The organism is Pseudarthrobacter adonitolis (assembly GCF_055412845.1).
This window is the reverse complement of record NZ_JBVAYW010000020.1, coordinates 20710-38705: the sequence shown is the minus strand read 5'-3', so window position 1 is coordinate 38705 and position 17996 is coordinate 20710. Positions and strand designations below refer to the sequence as shown.

The 17996-nt window shown below is 62.9% G+C and carries 17 protein-coding genes, 1 tRNA gene and 1 pseudogene; 14 read left to right on the top strand and 5 right to left on the bottom strand.

Going from position 1 to position 17996, the window contains the following annotated elements; genetic code table 11:
- Positions 1-31 precede the first annotated feature (31 nt).
- A pseudogene (locus ACZYZ4_RS16200) lies at positions 32-974 on the top strand (IS481 family transposase).
- Here the strand turns inward: ACZYZ4_RS16200 and ACZYZ4_RS16195 are convergent.
- Positions 971-1771: a PaaX family transcriptional regulator gene (locus ACZYZ4_RS16195; protein ID WP_463862518.1), complete on the bottom strand. Its 801-nt coding sequence runs from the start codon at positions 1769-1771 to the stop codon at positions 971-973. The pseudogene ACZYZ4_RS16200 and the gene ACZYZ4_RS16195 overlap by 4 nt on opposite strands.
- A 535-nt stretch (positions 1772-2306) precedes the next feature.
- On the opposite strand from ACZYZ4_RS16195, the gene ACZYZ4_RS16190 reads away from it, so the two are divergent.
- Entirely contained in the window at positions 2307-2747 is a 441-nt protein-coding gene (locus ACZYZ4_RS16190; protein ID WP_463862516.1) for an acyl-CoA thioesterase, read from the top strand.
- Between the two features lie 122 nt (positions 2748-2869).
- On the opposite strand, the gene ACZYZ4_RS16185 is transcribed toward ACZYZ4_RS16190, so the two are convergent.
- Complete coding sequence (locus ACZYZ4_RS16185) at positions 2870-3268, bottom strand: RidA family protein (RefSeq protein WP_463862514.1); 399 nt, start codon at positions 3266-3268, stop codon at positions 2870-2872.
- Between the two features lie 136 nt (positions 3269-3404).
- On the opposite strand from ACZYZ4_RS16185, the gene ACZYZ4_RS16180 reads away from it, so the two are divergent.
- From ACZYZ4_RS16180 to ACZYZ4_RS16155, 6 genes are read left to right on the top strand one after another with little or no spacing between them, the layout of a single operon-like run.
- On the top strand, positions 3405-4298 hold the full coding sequence (locus ACZYZ4_RS16180; RefSeq protein WP_463862512.1) for a fumarylacetoacetate hydrolase family protein: 894 nt from the start codon (positions 3405-3407) through the stop codon (positions 4296-4298).
- Between the two features lie 11 nt (positions 4299-4309).
- On the top strand, positions 4310-4792 hold the full coding sequence (locus ACZYZ4_RS16175; protein ID WP_463862510.1) for a cupin domain-containing protein: 483 nt from the start codon (positions 4310-4312) through the stop codon (positions 4790-4792).
- Positions 4793-4797: 5 nt separating this feature from the next.
- The gene (locus ACZYZ4_RS16170) at positions 4798-5703 is read left to right on the top strand and encodes an acyl-CoA thioesterase (protein ID WP_463862508.1); all 906 of its coding nucleotides are present in this window, start codon (positions 4798-4800) and stop codon (positions 5701-5703) included.
- A 42-nt stretch (positions 5704-5745) separates the two neighbouring features.
- Entirely contained in the window at positions 5746-7404 is a 1659-nt protein-coding gene (locus ACZYZ4_RS16165; protein ID WP_463862506.1) for an AMP-binding protein, read from the top strand.
- A gap of 12 nt (positions 7405-7416) precedes the next feature.
- Entirely contained in the window at positions 7417-9807 is a 2391-nt protein-coding gene (locus ACZYZ4_RS16160) for a bifunctional salicylyl-CoA 5-hydroxylase/oxidoreductase (RefSeq protein ID WP_463862504.1), read from the top strand.
- Positions 9808-9809: 2 nt separating this feature from the next.
- Entirely contained in the window at positions 9810-11174 is a 1365-nt protein-coding gene (locus tag ACZYZ4_RS16155; RefSeq protein WP_463862502.1) for an MFS transporter, read from the top strand.
- Positions 11175-11233: 59 nt separating this feature from the next.
- On the opposite strand, the gene ACZYZ4_RS16150 is transcribed toward ACZYZ4_RS16155, so the two are convergent.
- Positions 11234-12010, bottom strand: a complete 777-nt coding sequence (locus ACZYZ4_RS16150; RefSeq protein ID WP_463862500.1) for a PaaX family transcriptional regulator — start codon at positions 12008-12010, stop codon at positions 11234-11236.
- Between the two features lie 82 nt (positions 12011-12092).
- Between ACZYZ4_RS16150 and ACZYZ4_RS16145 the strand changes: the two genes are divergently transcribed.
- Positions 12093-12878, top strand: coding sequence for a hypothetical protein (locus tag ACZYZ4_RS16145; protein WP_463862498.1), 786 nt, complete (start codon positions 12093-12095; stop codon positions 12876-12878).
- Between the two features lie 217 nt (positions 12879-13095).
- Positions 13096-13166: transfer RNA gene (locus tag ACZYZ4_RS16140), tRNA-Gly, on the top strand.
- Between the two features lie 28 nt (positions 13167-13194).
- Here ACZYZ4_RS16140 and ACZYZ4_RS16135 read toward each other — a convergent pair.
- On the bottom strand, positions 13195-13500 hold the full coding sequence (locus tag ACZYZ4_RS16135; protein ID WP_463862497.1) for a hypothetical protein: 306 nt from the start codon (positions 13498-13500) through the stop codon (positions 13195-13197).
- 184 nt (positions 13501-13684) lie between these two features.
- On the opposite strand from ACZYZ4_RS16135, the gene ACZYZ4_RS16130 reads away from it, so the two are divergent.
- Both ACZYZ4_RS16130 and ACZYZ4_RS16125 read left to right on the top strand, forming a co-directional pair.
- Complete coding sequence (locus ACZYZ4_RS16130) at positions 13685-13822, top strand: hypothetical protein (RefSeq protein ID WP_167349828.1); 138 nt, start codon at positions 13685-13687, stop codon at positions 13820-13822.
- A complete protein-coding gene (locus ACZYZ4_RS16125; RefSeq protein ID WP_463862495.1) occupies positions 13819-14973 on the top strand; it encodes a N(5)-(carboxyethyl)ornithine synthase in 1155 nt (384 codons plus the stop codon). Before ACZYZ4_RS16130 ends, ACZYZ4_RS16125 begins: the two co-directional genes overlap by 4 nt.
- 68 nt (positions 14974-15041) lie before the next feature.
- Here ACZYZ4_RS16125 and ACZYZ4_RS16120 read toward each other — a convergent pair whose 3' ends face one another.
- Positions 15042-16430: an MFS transporter gene (locus tag ACZYZ4_RS16120; RefSeq protein WP_463862493.1), complete on the bottom strand. Its 1389-nt coding sequence runs from the start codon at positions 16428-16430 to the stop codon at positions 15042-15044.
- A 162-nt stretch (positions 16431-16592) separates the two neighbouring features.
- Here ACZYZ4_RS16120 and ACZYZ4_RS16115 point away from each other — a divergent pair, with 162 nt between their 5' ends.
- On the top strand, positions 16593-17447 hold the full coding sequence (locus ACZYZ4_RS16115; protein WP_463862491.1) for a LysR substrate-binding domain-containing protein: 855 nt from the start codon (positions 16593-16595) through the stop codon (positions 17445-17447).
- A gap of 157 nt (positions 17448-17604) precedes the next feature.
- A complete protein-coding gene (locus ACZYZ4_RS16110) occupies positions 17605-17919 on the top strand; it encodes a hypothetical protein (RefSeq protein WP_463862489.1) in 315 nt (104 codons plus the stop codon).
- The last annotated feature ends 77 nt before the right edge of the window (positions 17920-17996 follow it).

Genomic DNA, 17996 nt, shown 5'->3' with positions numbered 1-17996 from the left:
TGCCCGCGACCAGGTGATCCAGGCCCGCGGCATCCTGGCCGGGGCCGTGATCGACCTGGCCGGACGCATCGGTGCGGCGGTCTTGGCTGAGGTGATGCCCGCCCGCCGCATACGGACCCGGCCCCGGGTGGTCAAACGCGCGATCTCCAAATACCGCGCCAAGGAACGGAACGTCGACCGCCGCACCTACCCCGCGACACTCACCACGAAGATCTTGACACCCGGCCCAAGCAGCTATCCGAACGACATTGGGGTCAACCGCCGGTGGAGACCGGCTCGGATTGGCTTTCTGCTGGGGATCCATCCCTCCACGGCGCACCGGGTGCTCTCCAGGTACGGGCTGGCCAGGCTCTCCTGGCTGGACCGGGCCACGGGCAGGGTGATCCGCCGCTACGAGCACGCCAGCCCCGGGGACCTGGTCCACGTGGACATCAGGAAACTCGGACGAATCCGTGCGGGGAGCGGACATCGGAGCCTGGGCAGGGCTGCCGGCGGACGGAACAAGTCCGGAACGGCGGCGAACCGGCGACCGGGCTACGCCTTCCTGCACAACGCCGTCGATGATCACTCACGCGGCCTTCACCGAGACCCTCAACGATGAGAAGAAGGAAACCGCGGCCGGATTCTGGGAACGCGCCAACGCCTATTTCGAGTCCTGCGGCATCACCGTCAAACGGGTCCTGACGGACAACGGCTCCTGCTACCGTTCCTACGCGTTCAGAGACGTCCTGGGAACGGGCCCCAAGCACAAACGCACCCGCCCCTACCGGCCCCAGACCAACGGCAAAGTCGAGCGCTACAACCGCACCATGCTCGACGAATGGGCCTACGCCAAACCCTACGCATCAGAATCAGAGCGTGTTGCCACTTTCACCGACTGGCTCCATCACTACAATTATCACCGAGGCCACACTTCACTCAAAGGTCAGCCACCGGCCAGCCGCGTCACTAACCTCTCAGGTCAATACATCTAGCGTTCGACGACGGACCGTGCGTAGCGCTGGGCGATGGGGCCAAGCAGTGAGTGCAGCCTGGCAAAGAGTGCTTCGGCGGCCAGGCCGCTCCAGTCACCGGGAAGATACTCTTCAGGCAGGCCGGGATCCATATAGGGCAAACGGCGCCATTGGGTCACCATCGGGACGTAGTCGGCGAAGGCCTGCTTGAGATACTCCGGTGACTCAGGTTCGCCCGGGGGCAATTCGGACCAGCGCTGCAGTACAGGCTCGTGGCGGTCGATGAAGTCCGCGTATAGTGCGTCAAGAGAGGGCAGGTCCCACCATTGCCCGACCTTCGACCGGATATGGTCTTCGGTCAGGTGGGCTGCCTTAAACAGGTCCACGTATTCCATCAAGGCCGCACGTTCAAGCTGTTGACTCACTTCGTCCGCCAGGTTGCCGGGAGCTATCCATAAGCCCGGCGAAACCTGACCGCAACCGATGCGCGTCAAAATGGTGCGGAGCTTGTGGCGAAGATGCCGCTGGGACTCAGGGACGGAGAATGATGTCAGGATCCAGTCATCACCCTTGCGTGCGCGGTGCGGGGAGAAAATGCGTTCGTCGCCCGCCCTGAAAACATGCTCTAGTCCTGGCGCCAGCCTGTAGGCGGCCGACCCGTCCTTTCGGAGGCTGACGAGAACTCCGCGCTTCTTCAGTCGCGAGACCGACGAGCGCACTCCGGCTGACTCGACTCCCAGGTCGCTCAGAAGTTGTATCAGCTCTGATACTGCAAACGCGCCGTCATGTGCACGGGCATAAAGTCCGTAGACGGTCACGATGAGATGCTGGTGGCGTGGCATAGGTGAAATGTCAGGGACAGCATTGGCTCCAGACATTAAACACCTCCGATAGTGGATCATTTTAACAGTCCAAGGCTACAGGCCTGAGGAACGCGCATCCTGCACCCTGGCCCACGGCCTTAAGGCACGAGGCTAGATGAACATCAGTCCGGCCCACGGGGCGCAAACCGGAACAGAGCCCCCGAAAACCTCCTCGAAATTCTTCCTAGCTGACGACACTCCTCGGTGGTTCATGGTTCTTTTCGTTGCGTTCGTCAAAGTCGGAAACAGACATCGGAACTCCTTGGAAAGGGGCATGTAGACGTGGCGTCAGTGCCGCCGTCAGGCATGCGTCATGAAATGAGTATATGTCGTTTTTGTGACGGACATAAAGAGAGCGATATGATGTTTGCTTGGGCGGCGTTTGCCGGATCCGCAATCACGCCCATTGCGGATCCGTGAACGGTCGTCATCACAGGGATATACTCTAAGGTCTGGTGACGTGGGACCATCACGCGCTGAAGGGAGACCCATGACTGACAGGACGCGGCCAAGCCGGCACGCCAGCATCGATCGCAATGTCGAATGGGTAGACACTGACGCCTCCGGCCATCAGCACAATTCCTCCGTCATGCGTTGGGTTGAGTCCGCGGAAGCGGAGCTCTTCCGGGCCCTCGACCTTCCTGACTATTTCCCGAGCGCGCCGCGTGTACACCAGGCGATCAGCTACAGGGCTAAACTCTGGTTCGGCCAGCGCATCACGGCAACTGTCGGAATCCAAAAACTTGGCCGCACGTCAATGACCTACGCCTTTGAAGTGTTCGGCCACCCCCATCTCGAATCCGAAGGCGGAATCGCGGCATTCGGCACGGTGACCGTGGCCCACGTCCCTTCAGGGTCCTTGACGGCCCAGCCCTGGCCGGCGCACATGGCGGAAGCCGTAAAATCACTTCAGCTCACGACGCGGAACTGAACGACGGAGCGTAGGCGCTTCGCGCCATGAGTCCGGCCCCGGCGTGGATGCACACCGGGGCCCGGTCAAAAATCCGACAGCAGTGTCGGTGCGCGGGGCCGGGAGCGCCACCGCCCGCATAATCAGCGGTTTCCGATCACCGCAATCCCCTGGATCTCGATGAGAGCTTCCTTCTGCCACAGCCGGGTGACGCCGATGCCGGCCATGGCGGGATACTCCGAGCCCGCCATCTCGCGCCAGATCCGTCCGATTTCACGGCCGTTCGCCATGTAGTCGTCGACGTCGGTGAGATAGATCGTGACACTGACCAGGTCCTGCGGCTGTCCCCCGGCCTCCGTCAACGTTGTCAGAACGTTCGAAAACGCCTGTCTGAACTGTTCAACAATGCCGCCGGGCACGATGCTCATGCCCTTGTCCAGCGCCGTCTGCCCTCCCAAATACACGGTGTTCCCGGCAAGGATGCCATGGGCATACCCGGATGGTTTGGGAAGCGACTGGGGGTTGACTGTCCTGTTGGTCACGGTGGTTCCTCCTGCATATGGGGGTGGTCGTCGGTTCGGAAAAAGAGCTCTGTTCAGATCCTCTGCATCGTGCTACCTTGAGCATATGTGACGACCGTCAAAAAGTCGACACATCAGATTGAAGGGAACTGGACGGATGAAACTGGCCACACTGCGGGCGGGCAAGGACACCACGGCGGCGGTACTTGTCTCAGACGAAACTGCTTACCTGCCGCTGCCATACCCGGATGTGGGCTCCATGGTCGCGGACCCGAAATGGCGCCGTACAGCCGATTCCGTCGTATCGGGACGGCGTCATAATGCCAACAGCGTTTCGGCTTCAGCCGCCGAGCTGGCAGCCCTGCTGCCTGCGGCGGGCAAGGTGATTTGCTGCGGCCTGAACTACAGCGATCACATTCAGGAAATGGGCCGGGAACTCCCGGAATACCCCACACTTTTCGCGAAGTACGCAGACACATTGACCGGGGCAAGGGACACGATCGACGTCGTCGGCAGTGAACGGGTGGACTGGGAGGCCGAACTGGCCGTCGTCGTCGGATCCCCCCTATTCCGCGCAGATGAGAAACAGGCCCTGCAGGCAATCGCCGGCTACACAGTGGCAAACGATGTCTCGATGCGTGACTGGCAGAACCGCACCCTGCAGTGGTTCCAGGGCAAAGCCTTCGATGCCACCACCCCCGTTGGACCGGTCATGATTACCCCCGATGAAGTCGAGGGCGATTTCGAGGTCCGCGGTTACGTGAACGGCGAACTGGTGCAAGCCGGAAACACGGGCACGCTTGTGTTCGGCCCCGCGAAACTCCTCTCCTACATCTCCCACTTCACGGTTCTGCGGGCGGGGGACCTGATCCTCACCGGTACACCCGGCGGAGTGGGAATGGGAATGAAACCCCCACGATTCCTGCAAGACGGCGATCTTCTCACCACCGAGATTGCAGGCATCGGACGCCTGGAGAACAGGATCCGCATCCACCACAACGACGGCCGCGCAACCTACAGCGCGCCTGTCACCATAACCGCAGCTACCTAGGAGTGAAAACCATGACCAAAACCACAACCGCGTACCTGACCGAGGGCAACAACTCCATGTACGCCGGAGCCGACGGCAAAGTCGTCCCGGTCGTCACACGTGCAGGTGAGGAAGACACCAACACCGCCCAGTCCGGTGATGCCGTTCGGGTATCGGGTGTGTCCATCCAGCACACACCCGCCACCAAGATCTGGTTCGGCCAGGTATCGAACACACCCGGATACCGTTCACTGCCCCACCACCACGGCGAGGCGGAAACCGGCGGATACGTCCTGCGCGGCCACGGCCGCATCTACTACGGCGAAAACTACTCCGAGTACCAGGACATGAAGGCCGGCGACTGGGTCTTCGTCCCGCCCTTCATGCCCCACGTCGAGGCCAACATGTCCGTCACCGAAGAACTCGTCTGGCTCACCACCCGCACCCCGGAGAACATTGTCGTGAACCTCGAAGACGTCGCCGACGACACCCTCGCCGACTACCGCCGGGCGTAAACGACATGACTTCAGCCAAGCCGGCCGTCGCGATCCGCACATCTGAGACCTTCCTCCGGGCCATCCAGCTCACCCACGTCCCGGTGCAGGTCAATAAGGAGGCCTACGAGGCCACCACACAGTACGTTCCATGGCCTAAGGCCTACGGCGGGGACATGGTGGCCCAGTCTGCCGCTGCCATGATGCGCTCCGTCGAGGCAGACCGGACACTGCATTCCATGCACAGCTACTTCATGCGGCCAGTCGACGTCGGTGCCACTGTGCGCTACGAGGTGGAACGGCTGCGCGACGGGCGCGGCTACTCGACCCGCAGCGTCCGCGGTTACCAGAACGGCAAGACCGTCTTCACGGCCATGGGGTCCTTCCAGGTTCCCGAAGACGGCCCCGAGTACCAGCCGGGCTCCCCCGCGGACCTCGCACCTGAGGTGCTGCGCACCTCTGCCGAGGTGCTGGAAGGCGTCGACGGGCCGGCAGCCGAGTACTGGGCAGCGGGACGCAGTTTCGACATGCGCCACGTTCCCGGTCCGCTGTACCTGGACGTCGAGGGAGGCCCCCAGGCCCACCAGGCCGTCTGGGTGAAGGCCTTCGACCGGCTGCCCGATGCAGCCACTGACCGCCTCACCGCTGACCTGCACCGGGCGGCCCTGGCCTACGTGTGCGACTACACGATTCTGGAGACGCTACTGCGGGTCCGTGAGCTGCACTGGTCCTCGCCCGGGCTCAGCACCGCAAGCCTTGACCATTCAATGTGGTTCCACCGTGACGGACGCGCTGACGAATGGGTGCTCTATGTCCAGGAAGCCGTCTCCGCCCAACGCAACCGAGGCCTGGCCCTGGGCCGTTTCTTTGACCGGCAGGGGCGCCTGCTGGCAACCGTGGCCCAAGAGGGCATGATCCGATCTTCTTCCTGAGCCGGGTTCCCGGACTCACATCATTATTCGAAAGGAGAGGCCATGACATTCACATCATCGGCCCACGTGGATACCTTTACCAGGGACCACCTACCACCGGCCAACCTTTGGCCTGCGCTCGAGTTCACCCTTCCGGAGCTCCAGTACCCGGAACAGCTCAATGCTGCTTCCGTGCTGATCGACGGCGGAGTCACCGAATACGGGCCGGACCGCCCCGCACTTCACACACCTGACGGCACAACCTGGACCTACGGCGATCTACAGCAACGTGCGAACCAGGCGGCGCAGGTACTCACCGAGGACTTCGGTGTGGTCCCGGGCAACCGCGTCCTGCTGCGTGGGCCCAACAACCCGTGGCTCGTCGCTGCCTGGCTCGGAGTCTTGAAAGCCGGCGCCGTGGTTGTCACCACCATGCCGATGCTCCGCGCCGCCGAAGTCAGCACGTTGATCGGGCTCACCAAACCGGTGGTGGCAGTCTCGGATCACCGGTTCGTCGACGAACTGGCCGCGGCAGCAGGCGCCACCGTTACTGTTCTGTCCTATGGAGGGGATGGCATCGGCGATCTTATCGCCCGCTGTGCTTCCAAAGACGGCCAATTTACCGACGTTGAGACCTCCGCGGACGATGTCGCACTCCTGGGACCGACGTCAGGGACCACCGGTGCACCGAAAGTCACCATGCACTTCCACCGTGACATCCTCGCCACGGCAGACACCTTCGCCCGCCACATCCTCCAGCCAACCTCCGAGGATGTGTTTGCAGGATCACCGCCTATCGCCTTCACTTTCGGGCTCGGAGGTCTGGTAATCTTCCCGTTGCGGTTCGGCGCCTCGTCGCTTCTGACAGAACGTGCCGCCCCGGTGGAACTGGCGGAAAACGCCGCCGCAGCCGGTGCCACGATCCTCTTTACCGCGCCCACAGCCTACCGGGCCATCCTCAAAGCCGGCCGCGGCGAACTACTCAGCCGCCTGCGGATCGCTGTCTCGGCCGGTGAGCACCTGCCCAAGGAAACGTGGGAAGCCGTCCGCGACGCCACCGGGGTCCGTCTGGTGAACGGTATCGGCGCGACCGAACTGCTCCATGTGTTCATCTCGGCTGCCGGCGACGACATCCGCCCCGGCAAAACAGGCAAGGCGGTGCCCGGTTACCGGGCAGTGATCCTGGACGACTCAGGCATAGAGGCCGGACCCAACCAGCCCGGCAGGCTCGCCGTCATAGGGCCCACCGGCTGCCGGTACATGGACGATGACCGACAGGCGAAATACGTCGACCACGGCTGGAACGTGACCGGGGATACTTTCGTGCAGGACGAAGACGGCTACTTCACCTACCAGTCACGCTCGGACAACATGATCGTCTCCTCCGGATACAACATCGGCGCCCCCGAAGTGGAAGCAGCCATCGACCAGCACCCTGACGTCGTCGAAAACGCTGTCGTGGCACGGGCCGACCAGGAGCGCGGCAGCGTGGTCTGCGCCTTCGTCGTCCTGCGCGAGGGCGTCAGTGCAGACGACGCCAAACGCAAGGAAATCCAGGACTTCGTCAAAGCCACCATCGCCCCATACAAGTACCCGCGGGACGTCCGCTTCGTCGATGAACTCCCACGCAACCCCAGCGGCAAACTGCAGCACTTCAAGCTGCGCGACCGCCTCAAACACGAAAACGACCAGCTGGCCGGCGCAGCCGCCACCCAGCCCTAGAAGGAGCAACCCATGAAGATCGCAATCGTCGGAGGCGGCCCCGGAGGCCTGTACTTCGCAGCACTGATGAAACAGCTGGACCCCTCCCACGACATCACGCTCTGGGAACGTAACGCCGCCTCGGAAACCTTCGGTTTCGGCGTCGTATTCTCCGACGAAACCCTCGGGGGCATCGGCAACGCCGACCCGGTGGTTGCCGAGTACATGAGCCGGCGGTTTGCCCGGTGGTCCGACATAGACATCCACTTCCGCAACGAAACCCTCACCGTCGGAGGACAGGGCTTCGCAGCCATGAGCCGCAAGGAGCTGCTCGAGCTGCTGCAGCGCCGCTGCGCAGAACTCGGCGTGGACGTGCGTTTCAGCACCCCGGCACCCCCGATCGCCGAACTCGAGGCCGGCTATGATCTGGTCCTCGCCTCCGACGGTGTCAACTCGCAGATCCGGGCAACCTATGCGGAGTCTTTCGGCCCGAACCTTGATCCCCGACCCAACAAATTCATGTGGCTCGGCACGGACCAGGTTTTCGAGGCGTTCAAGTTCTTCGTCAAGGACACCGAATACGGCACCATGCAGATCCACGGATACCCATACTCTGACGAAGGCTCCACTTTCATCGTCGAAATGTCCCCCGACGTGTGGGAGGCAGCCGGCTTCGACGACACGGCCACCGACGTATTCGCGCCCGGCGTCTCCGACGAGAAGGCAATCAGCAAAATCCGCGCCATCTTCGCCGAAGAACTCGCCGGACACGAAGTGCTGGCCAACAACTCCAAGTGGCTGAACTTCACAACGGTCCGCAACCGCAGCTGGCGCCACGGGAACATCGTGTTGCTCGGCGACGCCGCCCACACCGCCCACTTCTCCATCGGCTCCGGCACCAAGCTCGCAATGGAAGACTCCCTGGCCCTGGCCGCGTGCCTCCACGAGCACCAGGACCTCGAAACCGCCCTGGCGGCCTACGAGACCGAGCGCCGTCCCGTCGTCGAATCCACCCAACGAGCCGCTCAGGCTTCGCTGGAATGGTTCGAACGGATCGGACAGTACAAAGGGCAGGAACCCACGCAATTCGCGTTCAACTTGCTCACCCGCTCGCGCCGGATCACCCAGGAGAACCTGCGCCTCCGCGACCCGGACTTCGCCGGCGCCGTGGACAAGCACTTCGCCGATTCCCAAGGCTTGCCAGACATTGCCCCTGCAATGTTCCAGCCATACCGCATCGGCGGACTCAAGTTGAAGAACCGCATCATCGTCTCCCCCATGGACATGTACTCCGCCACCGACGGCGTGCCGGGGAACTTCCATTTGGTACACCTCGGCTCGAAAGCCCTTGGCGGGGCGGGACTGGTGATGACGGAGATGGTTTGTGTGTCCCCTGAAGGACGCATCACGCCCGGCTGCTCTGGTCTCTATACAGACGAGCAGCAGGACAGCTGGAAGTCCATCGTCGACTTTGTCCACGAACGATCGACGGCAAAAATCGGGTTGCAGATTGGACATTCCGGCCGTAAGGGATCCACGCGCCTGATGTGGGAAGGCATCGACGAGCCCCTCCAAACCGGGAACTGGGAACCGGTCGGCCCGTCCGCATTGCCCTACGGGGCCGGCAACCAGGTTCCACGCGAAATCGACACCACCGAAATGGGCCGGGTCAAAGCCGACTTCGTTGATGCTGCCCGCCGCGGAGCCGAAGCTGGCTTCGACCTCCTCGAGGTCCACGCCGCCCACGGATACCTGCTGTCCTCCTTCCTTTCGCCAATTTCCAACCAGCGCACCGACGAGTACGGCGGCAGCCTGGAGAACAGGCTGCGCTTCCCGATTGAGGTCTTCGACGCAGTCCGCGCCGTTTGGCCTGCGGACAAGCCAATTACCGTGCGGATCTCGGCGACCGACTGGATCGAGGGCGGTAACACCTCTGACGATTCCGTTGAGATTGCGAAGGCATTTGTCGCCCATGGCGCTGCTGGCCTGGACATCTCCACTGGACAGGTGGCCAAGGAAGAGAAGCCGGTCTTCGGCCGCAGCTACCAGACGCCCTTCGCCGACCGTATCCGTCAGGAGGTTGCCGCGCCGGCAGGCGTGGCCGTGATCGCCGTCGGCGCTATCTCCAGCTACGACGACGTGAACTCGATCCTCCTCGCAGGCCGTGCTGACCTGATCGCCCTTGGCCGTACGCACCTCTACGATCCCCAGTGGACCCTGCATGCCGCAGCTGAGCAGGAATACCAAGGCCCCGGCGCCCAGTGGATTCCGCAGTTCCGCGCCGGCCGCCGGAAACCACCGAGCTCGCGAACTGATGCGGTCCGGCCCCGGCTGTCCTTGCTCAAGGAAGCGGATATTGAAGAGACCAACACCCACCTTCGCTGGACTCCTGAGTTCGCCGCTGCATCGGTTTTGGTGAAGTAGCCATGGCTACCGCAACGGTCAACGACTGGAAAGTGCCCAAGAAGACCACCGGCCTGGTGTTGTTTTGCTGTTGGCTCGCGATCCTCGCCGAAGGGTACGACGTCGGCGTCCTCGGGGCCATCCTCCCGGCCCTTGCCGAGTACAAGGAATGGAACCTCAGCCCGATTGCCCTTGGGGGACTTGGCTCATATGCCTTGATCGGCATGCTTATCGGAGCCCTGTTCATTGGTACGCTCAGCGACCTCGTGGGCCGTAAGAAGATGCTCCTGGCTTCCATGGTGATCTTCACCATCACCCAGGCAGGCGCAGCATGGGCTCCCACTCCTGAGCTGTTCGGTCTGTTCCGACTGATCGGCGGCCTGGGCATGGGCGGTGTTATTCCAGTGGCAGCGGCCCTGACCATTGAATACTCGGCACCTAACAAGCGGTCGTACAACTACGGCCTCATGTACTCCGGCTACTCGCTGGGCATCGTGGCGGCCGCACTCGCTGCAATGTTCGTGCTGCCCATGGGCGGATGGCGCGCGGTTGTCGCTATCGGTGCCGCGCCGGTAGTTCTGATCCCGATTATCTGGAAGTTCCTCCCCGACTCACTTGAATACCTTGAGTCCAAGGGCCGGAAGTCCGAGGCAAAGGCCTTGGCTGCCAAGTTGCGGATCGCCGACTACCAGCCGGTGGTTCCGGTGGCTTCCGCAGCCTCCGGTACCCAGGCCGCAGATCCGTGGTGGAAGACCATCACCACCATGTTCTCGCGGAAGTACCTGCGTTCCACGGTGTTCTTCTGGATCTCGCTGTTCTGCGGCCTGGTGCTCGTCTACGGCCTGAACACGTGGCTGCCGAGCATCATGAAGAAGGCTGGGTACGACCTCGGTTCCTCGCTCACGTTCCTGTTGGTCTTCAGCCTGGCCTCCGCAATCGGTGGCCTGCTCCTGGGCCGCGCGGCGGACAAGTACGGCAAGAAGCTCATCCTGGTGGTGTTCTACATCCTGGGCGGCCTGGGCATCATGCTGCTGGTCTTCCCGAACACCATGGTGGTCAACCTGCTGTTCGTCGCCTTCGCAGGTATTGGTTCCATCTCCACCTCGCTGGTTCTCACCGGCTACATCGCCGACTACTACCCGGCGAAGGTCCGCGGTACCGCCACGGGTTGGGCTTTGAGCTTCGCCCGCCTGGGTGCCATCTCCGGACCCTTGATCGGTGGCTGGATTGCCGGCTCGAAGCTGCCTTTCGAGGCCAACTTCGCGATCTTTGCCGGCATCGCAGTGCTGGCGGCAGGAGCTGTGGCAATGATTCCGAAGCCGCAACCTGAGGTGCCTGTTCTTGCCCCCAGCGCCGACCCGGACGACGCCGCCGTGGGCGCACGCTAGGAGAACCATGGATCATGCTGAGACGTTTGGGAGCGATGCGGTGGAGGCCGCTTCGTATGCTACGGAAAGCGGCGCCATACCGTCAGCATCGGGACGTAGAAGTGGAACGCATGCCGTCGGAGCTCGGCCGTTGATTCAGCCGGCGCGGCCTCGGGGTCGTCGCCCACCTGCCCGGACCAGAGTTCTCCTGCGCCGTCGTAAAGGTCCAGGAATTCGCCGAACTGCTCATCGATGGCATTCAGGTCCCACCACTCTGCGATCTTCGGCCGCATGGGTCCATCAAACAGGTAATCGCTCCGGAAGAAATCCACGTACTGCATGAGTCCCCGCGAGGTGAGCCGCTCCCGGGCCTGGCCCAGGCTCTGGGCCGGGGCGATCCATACGCCCGAGGCTACGCATCCGAAACCCAAGGCGGACAATTCGGAGCGCAGTTGGTGGCGCCGGTTCCGCAGGGATTCCGGGACGGAGTAGACGGCCATCACCCAGGCGTCCAACGGGGTGGCCCGTTCCGGCGCGAAGATCCTCCGGTCGCCTTCCCGGAAGACGTCCAAGACCGTATCGGAGAGTTCGTACTTTGCGACGCCGTCCCGGCGGACACTCTTGAGGACGCCTTTGGCTTTCAGCCGGGAGACGGAGGAACGGACACCGGGAGCGCCATGGCCGAGCGTTCCCAGTATGGAGATCAATACCGACACCGGAAGGGCATCGCCGGAGCTGCGGCCGTAGAGGCCGTAGATGGCGACAATGAGTTGCTGGTGGCGCACCGGTGGTGCGAGGACGGCCAACATTCTCGTCGCTGACGGCACGGTGCCAAAGCCGCGAATTTCAGAGACCACGCGGAAGCGGCTCAAGAAGGAAGGGAAGTGGGTTCCCGAGGTCGATGTTCACCACGAGGGTGGCGAGGAAAACAGTCAGAGAGTGCTCGGATTCAAGGAGCTTCTGATTGCAGTACGCCCCGACGACTTCCCCAATTCCCGCATCATCATTGGGCGTGCTCCCGTGGCTAAGGAAGGATACGGCGGTGAAGCTGGCATCGCGGTCACCGAACTCACGAAGATTCGCAAGCTCACGAAGGGTGTCCTCGGTCTTCGGTACGACGGCGCAATGACCGGCATGCACCTCGACGCCATGCTGAAGATAGGCATCAGCGCTATAGCGCCAGTGCCTAAGGACAACATTCGTAGGGTGCTCTACAACATCGATTGCACCTGCGGAAATCCGCACACCCTGTACACAGAGGGTGGCGAATTCGTTGAACTTGATGTCCTTGACACTGGTAAAACCTACTCCGTGCCCTGTAAGCGGACCGATCAGTACTCACGCAAGAATGCTGACGGCACACACCGTTGGTACGCGAAGCTGCTGCTGCTGCTCTGCGGGGAGCACCGGACGGAGCGGCTCGACACCACAGCCGAAGACAAGAAGCGCAAGTTCAACCGCGCCCACGTCATCCGCTTGCACCCTCCGGAGAGCAAGTACTACGAGGACACCTACGGTTATCGCGCGGATATCGAGAGCCTGAACAACAACTTGGATTCCACCCTCTACCGCCACCGCATGATCACGGACTCGAAGGAACGGCAGGCTTTGGTCATCCTCGGCTTCGCAATGGCGCGTAACGCGATGAGCGCCGAAGTCTTCGCGGCACGGCTAAAAGCCGGACACTTCAGCGATCCGCCGAAGGAATTGGCGGAAGCGGCATGATGCAACGGTAGTGAGGACCAAGAAGCCCTATCTAAGCCTGTCCTCGGACGGGCTTATTGCCGTTTAAGGTGGCATCCGGGGGAGATAGGTGGCTCCGTCAGCCCCGAACCGGTGCCAAACGGCTGGTGTCGCGGTTCCACGTGGGCTTCCGACTGGGGTAATGTAAATCTCGTTGTTTTCGCCGGGATTTCTGTCCAATTTATTGGACAGTCCCAATGCGGCTGTAGCTCAATGGTAGAGCGCTAGCTTCCCAAGCTTGATACGCGGGTCCGATTCCCGTCAGCCGCTCACCGTTTTCGCATCGCCGCAGCGCTTCCTAGCTGTTCCTGGCCTTCCTGATGTCCCGTTCCACGGCCTTCTTCAGCGCCGCGAGCCTGGCCGCCTCCTGTTTCCGGTAGGTACCCTCCCTGGCCCCGGAAAACATGCGCCCGATTCCCTTGGGAACGTACTGCGCAGTCACGGTCACCCGGGTACGGTCCGCCACCGGGTACACCACGCAGGAACAGGTGATGGTTTCGGTGCGCGTGTGGTGTGTTTCGGTCCAGGACCGGTCCGCCACCTGGTCCTGGACATGGAACTCCACACCCTGGCCGGGAACTGCCGAGCGGGCCTGGGCATCCACACAGAATGCGTAGACCTCCGTGCCGAGTTCGCCGGAAGAGTGCGGCGGAGTCCGGAAGGTTACGGCGACCAGGCAGCATTCCGGCGAACTCGAATCGATTCAGGAAAACTCCCAGTAGCACGTTAGGTCCCTCCGTGTATCGTCAGAAGTCAGGAACTTCTTCGGTTCCGCTACAGGAGCAATCATGGCTGACAAGTCCCCGCGTCAAGCAGCATCCAAAAAAGCCGGCAAGTCCATCAAGGAAAAGCGCGCCGATAAGCGGGCCGCCGGAGCGCCGGCCACCTCCCTGGACATCACGTCCAAGGCCGCAAAAAAGAAGTGAGTGGCCAACAGAGCCATCTGACGCTGGGCGTCCTGGCATCCACCCGGAAACCGGACGAACGCCGCCTCCCCATCCACCCCCTGCATTTCGAACGGATCGCTCCGGAACTGCGCCAGCGCATCATCCTGGAACAGGGCTACGGCGAGCGCTTCGGCGTATCGGATGACCACCTCTCAACCCTCGTGGGCAAATTGGCCACCAAGGAAGCGCTGCTGGCGGAGGCCGACGTCGTACTCCTGCCCAAACCGCAGCCGGAGGACCTCGCGGAACTGCGGGACGGCCAGATCCTTTGGGGCTGGCCGCACTGTGTCCAGGACCGCGCCATCACCCAGCTGGCCATCGACAAGAAGCTCACCCTCATCGCCTTCGAAGCGATGAACCACTGGGCGAGCGACGGCGGCTTCGGGCTTCACGTGTTCCACAAAAATAACGAGCTTGCCGGGTACTGCTCGGTGCTTCATGCGCTGTCGCTCACCGGATCCACGGGTGACTACGGCCGCCGGCTCAGTGCCGTGGTGATCGGCTTCGGCGCTACCGCCCGCGGCGCCGTGACCGCGCTCAACGCGCATGGCATCCACGACGTCCAGGTGCTCACGAACCGGGGAGTCGCCGCGGTTGGCGCCCCGATCCACTCGGTCAACATCGTCCAGTTTGATCACGACGACAAGGCCCCCTTCCTGAGCCAGGTCATCACCGAGCGCGGCAGGGTTCCGCTGGCGCCGTTCCTGGCCGAGAGCGACATCGTGGTCAACTGCACGCTGCAGGACCCAAACAATCCGCTGACGTATTTGCGGACCGAGGACCTCCCGGCGTTCAGCCCGGGCAGCCTGGTGGTCGACGTGTCATGCGATGAGGGCATGGGCTTCAGCTGGGCGCGCTCCACCACGTTCGCCGAACCGATGTTTATCATCGGCGACCACATCAATTACTACGCGGTGGACCACAGCCCGTCCTACCTCTGGAATTCCTCCAGCTGGGAGATCAGCCAGGCCCTGCTGCCGTTCCTCGAAACGGTCATCGGCGGCCCGGAGGCGTGGGACGGGAACGAAACCATTTCCCGCGCCATCGAAATCCGCGAGGGCGTGGTCCTCAACAAGGACGTGCTGGAGTTCCAGCGGCGCGAAGCCGAGTACCCGCACCTGCCCGCTTAGCCAGCCTTCTGTGGGCCGCGGCCACCTAGGCCGCAACACTTAGGCCGCAACACTTAGGCCGGAGCCCTTTACGCCGCAGCCACGCGGCTGACGATCCGCAGCGGGTGGCGGCGGTCCTTAAGGTCCACCCTGAGTGCCAGCGCACCCTTTCGGGCCAGGACGACGGCGACAGTCACCGCGGCGAACGCCGGTACGCCGCCGGACACCATGAGTGCCACGTGCGGGTCCACATGCTCGGCGATCCAGCCGAGCATGGGCCCGCCGATGGCCTGGCCGCCGATCAGCACCATGATGTACAGGCTCATGACCCGACCCCGGATGCCCATGTTGGAGCTGATCTGGACCAGCTGGTTGGAGCCGGTGAGGAACATCAGGCACCAGAATCCGGACAGGACCATCACCACGCTGAACCACACCATGGACGGCGCCAGCGCGGCCAGGCACAGCATCAGGCCATACATTCCGGCGCAGAACACCACGGAGCGGAGCCGCAACTGGCGGCGCCGGGTGGACGCGACAGCGCCAGCCAACGCACCCAGTGCAACCAGGGCGTTCAGCAGGCCATAGCCGCCGGCGCCGACGGCGAACACGTGGTCCGCGAACGCGGCGAGCAGGACTGGCAGGCTCATGGCGAAGACGGAGATGAAGCCGGCCATCAGCCACGGCCAGTAAATGGTGGGCTTGCTGAGCGCGTATTGCAGCCCCTCACGCAGCATGCCCTTTTTCTTGGGGGCGGGAGCGCTGACGAACAGCTGGTCCTTGCGCAGGAGCAGCAGCATGGTCACCGTGGAGCAGCACGCCAGCGCATTCGCGGCGAAGGCCCAGCCGGCGCCGACGGCGGTGAGCAGCAGTCCCGCCAGTGCCGGGCCGATCAGGCCGCCCAGCTGGAACGTCGTCGAGTTGACGCTGATGGCGTTCCGGAGGTACCTGGGACCCACCAGTTCGTTGACGAACACCTGCCGCGCGGGCTGATCCAGCACGGTGACCAGGCCCAGCAGCAGCGCGATGGCGTACACGTGCCACACTTCGATGGCGTCGGTCAGGGCAAGCACCGCGAGCGCTGCCGCGAGGACCGCGGCCAGGCTCTGGCAGAGGATGAGGATCCTGCGCTTGGCGAACCGATCGGCCATCATGCCGCCCCACGGCCCCAAAAGCAGCGACGGCATGAACTGCAACGCCACGGTGATGCCCACGGCGGTGACGGAACCGGACAATTCCAGCACCAGCCAGTCCTGGGCGATCCGCTGCATCCAGAGGGCAACCACCGCGACAAAGTGCCCGATCGCGAAGATGCGGAAGTTAGGAACTCTCAGGGAGATAAACGTGTGCCGCCAGGGAAGGTGTTCACTGACGACGGCGATGGGTTGGGTCTGGGTGGAAGCGGCGGCAGCGGACGCGGAGGCGGAGTCGATGACGGGCTGGCTGACGGTTGCCGACGTTGGCGGTGGGGGTGCCACAGGGATGTCCTCAGGGAAGCGGGCGGACTGGGATGCTTCCGACGTTAGGCTGGTTCCAGGTGATTATGTAGCCCTATCGCGTCTATAACTACCATTACAAAGCGTAATGACACCCACTCTGACGTGGGTGAACAGCCAGCCCGGCAGCAAGAGGAGTCCATCGTGTTCGAACCCGCCCAGCTCCGTTCCTTCCTGGCTGTGGCCGAGACGCTCAGCTTCACCAAGGCAGCGGAACGCCTGGGCCTGGCACAGCCGACCGTTAGCCAGCACGTCCGCAAGCTGGAGACGGCTGCCAAGCGCAACCTCGTCAGCAGGGACACCCGCGATGTCCGCCTGACGGACAACGGTGACGCGATGGCCGGCTTCGCCCGCACCATCCTCTCGGCCCACGACGCCGCCACCCGATATTTCTCGGGCTCGGCCATGCGGGGCCGGCTGCGTTTTGGCACGGCCGATGACCTGGCCATCACCGGCCTGCCCCGGATCCTTCGTGAGTTCCGCCAGGTCTATCCACAGATCAACCTTGAGCTCACCGTTGGCCAGAGCGACCAGCTGTACAAGAAACTCAACGCCGGCCAGCTGGACCTGGTGTTTGTGAAGTGGGTGGCCGGCGTCAAAGACGGCACCGTGGTCCAGCACGACACCTTTTCCTGGGTAGGACTGGAACAAACGTTCCTGGAGCCCGGGGATCCCGTACCCCTGATCGCCTACCCCTCCCCCAGCCTCAGCCGGAAATTGGCCATCGATGCGCTGGAATCAAGCGGACGGACGTGGCGGATCACGTGCACCACCCGGCAGATCAGCGGCGTCCTGGCGGCACTCCGGGCAGGCATCGGCGTTGCCGTGATGCCGACGTCGCTGGTCCCCGAGGACCTGTTGATCATCACCCGCCGGTTCGACCTGCCTCCGGTCGGCGACGTCGATTTCACCCTGATCCGCAACCCGCTGGCCAACGCCGAAGTGATCGATGCACTGACCCAGGCCATCGTCGGGCGGACGCTCAAGAAGTCGGTTTGACCGAATTTGCCGCAGGAATCAGAGCTGGAAACGAACCATTGAAGTAAAAGCCCGCCTCCCCTATGCTGGTTTATCCATGGGGTCAAGCAGAGGCCGGTTCAACACTACGAGCGCGCCCCGCAGCCCATGATGCGGCCACGCTCGGGATAGGCAGCCAATGACGACAGCCGAGAACACCCATTTGCACACCTTATATACCCAGCAAGGTAGCACTGCACGGCCGCTGGTCACCCATCATTCCAGCCACAACACCGGCATTTCGCGAGCCGCCGAGTACATCGGCAAGCCCACGTGCGACAAGTGCGGCACGGATGAGTTCATTTACCTCGAGTCCTACATTCCACCGGTGTACCGGCGTGACGGGGCGGTCAGGACACTGGGCGAAGTCGCCTACACCTGCACCCGTTGCGAAGATTTCTCCGCCCATAATGTTCCTGCATCGTGGACTCCCCCAGGCTGGTATTTGGGCTAATTACCAACGGTCTCCAGGCTCGCCCCGGCGCAGCCACCTGATCCCTACGAAACCATTCAACAGCGAAGGCCCGGCAA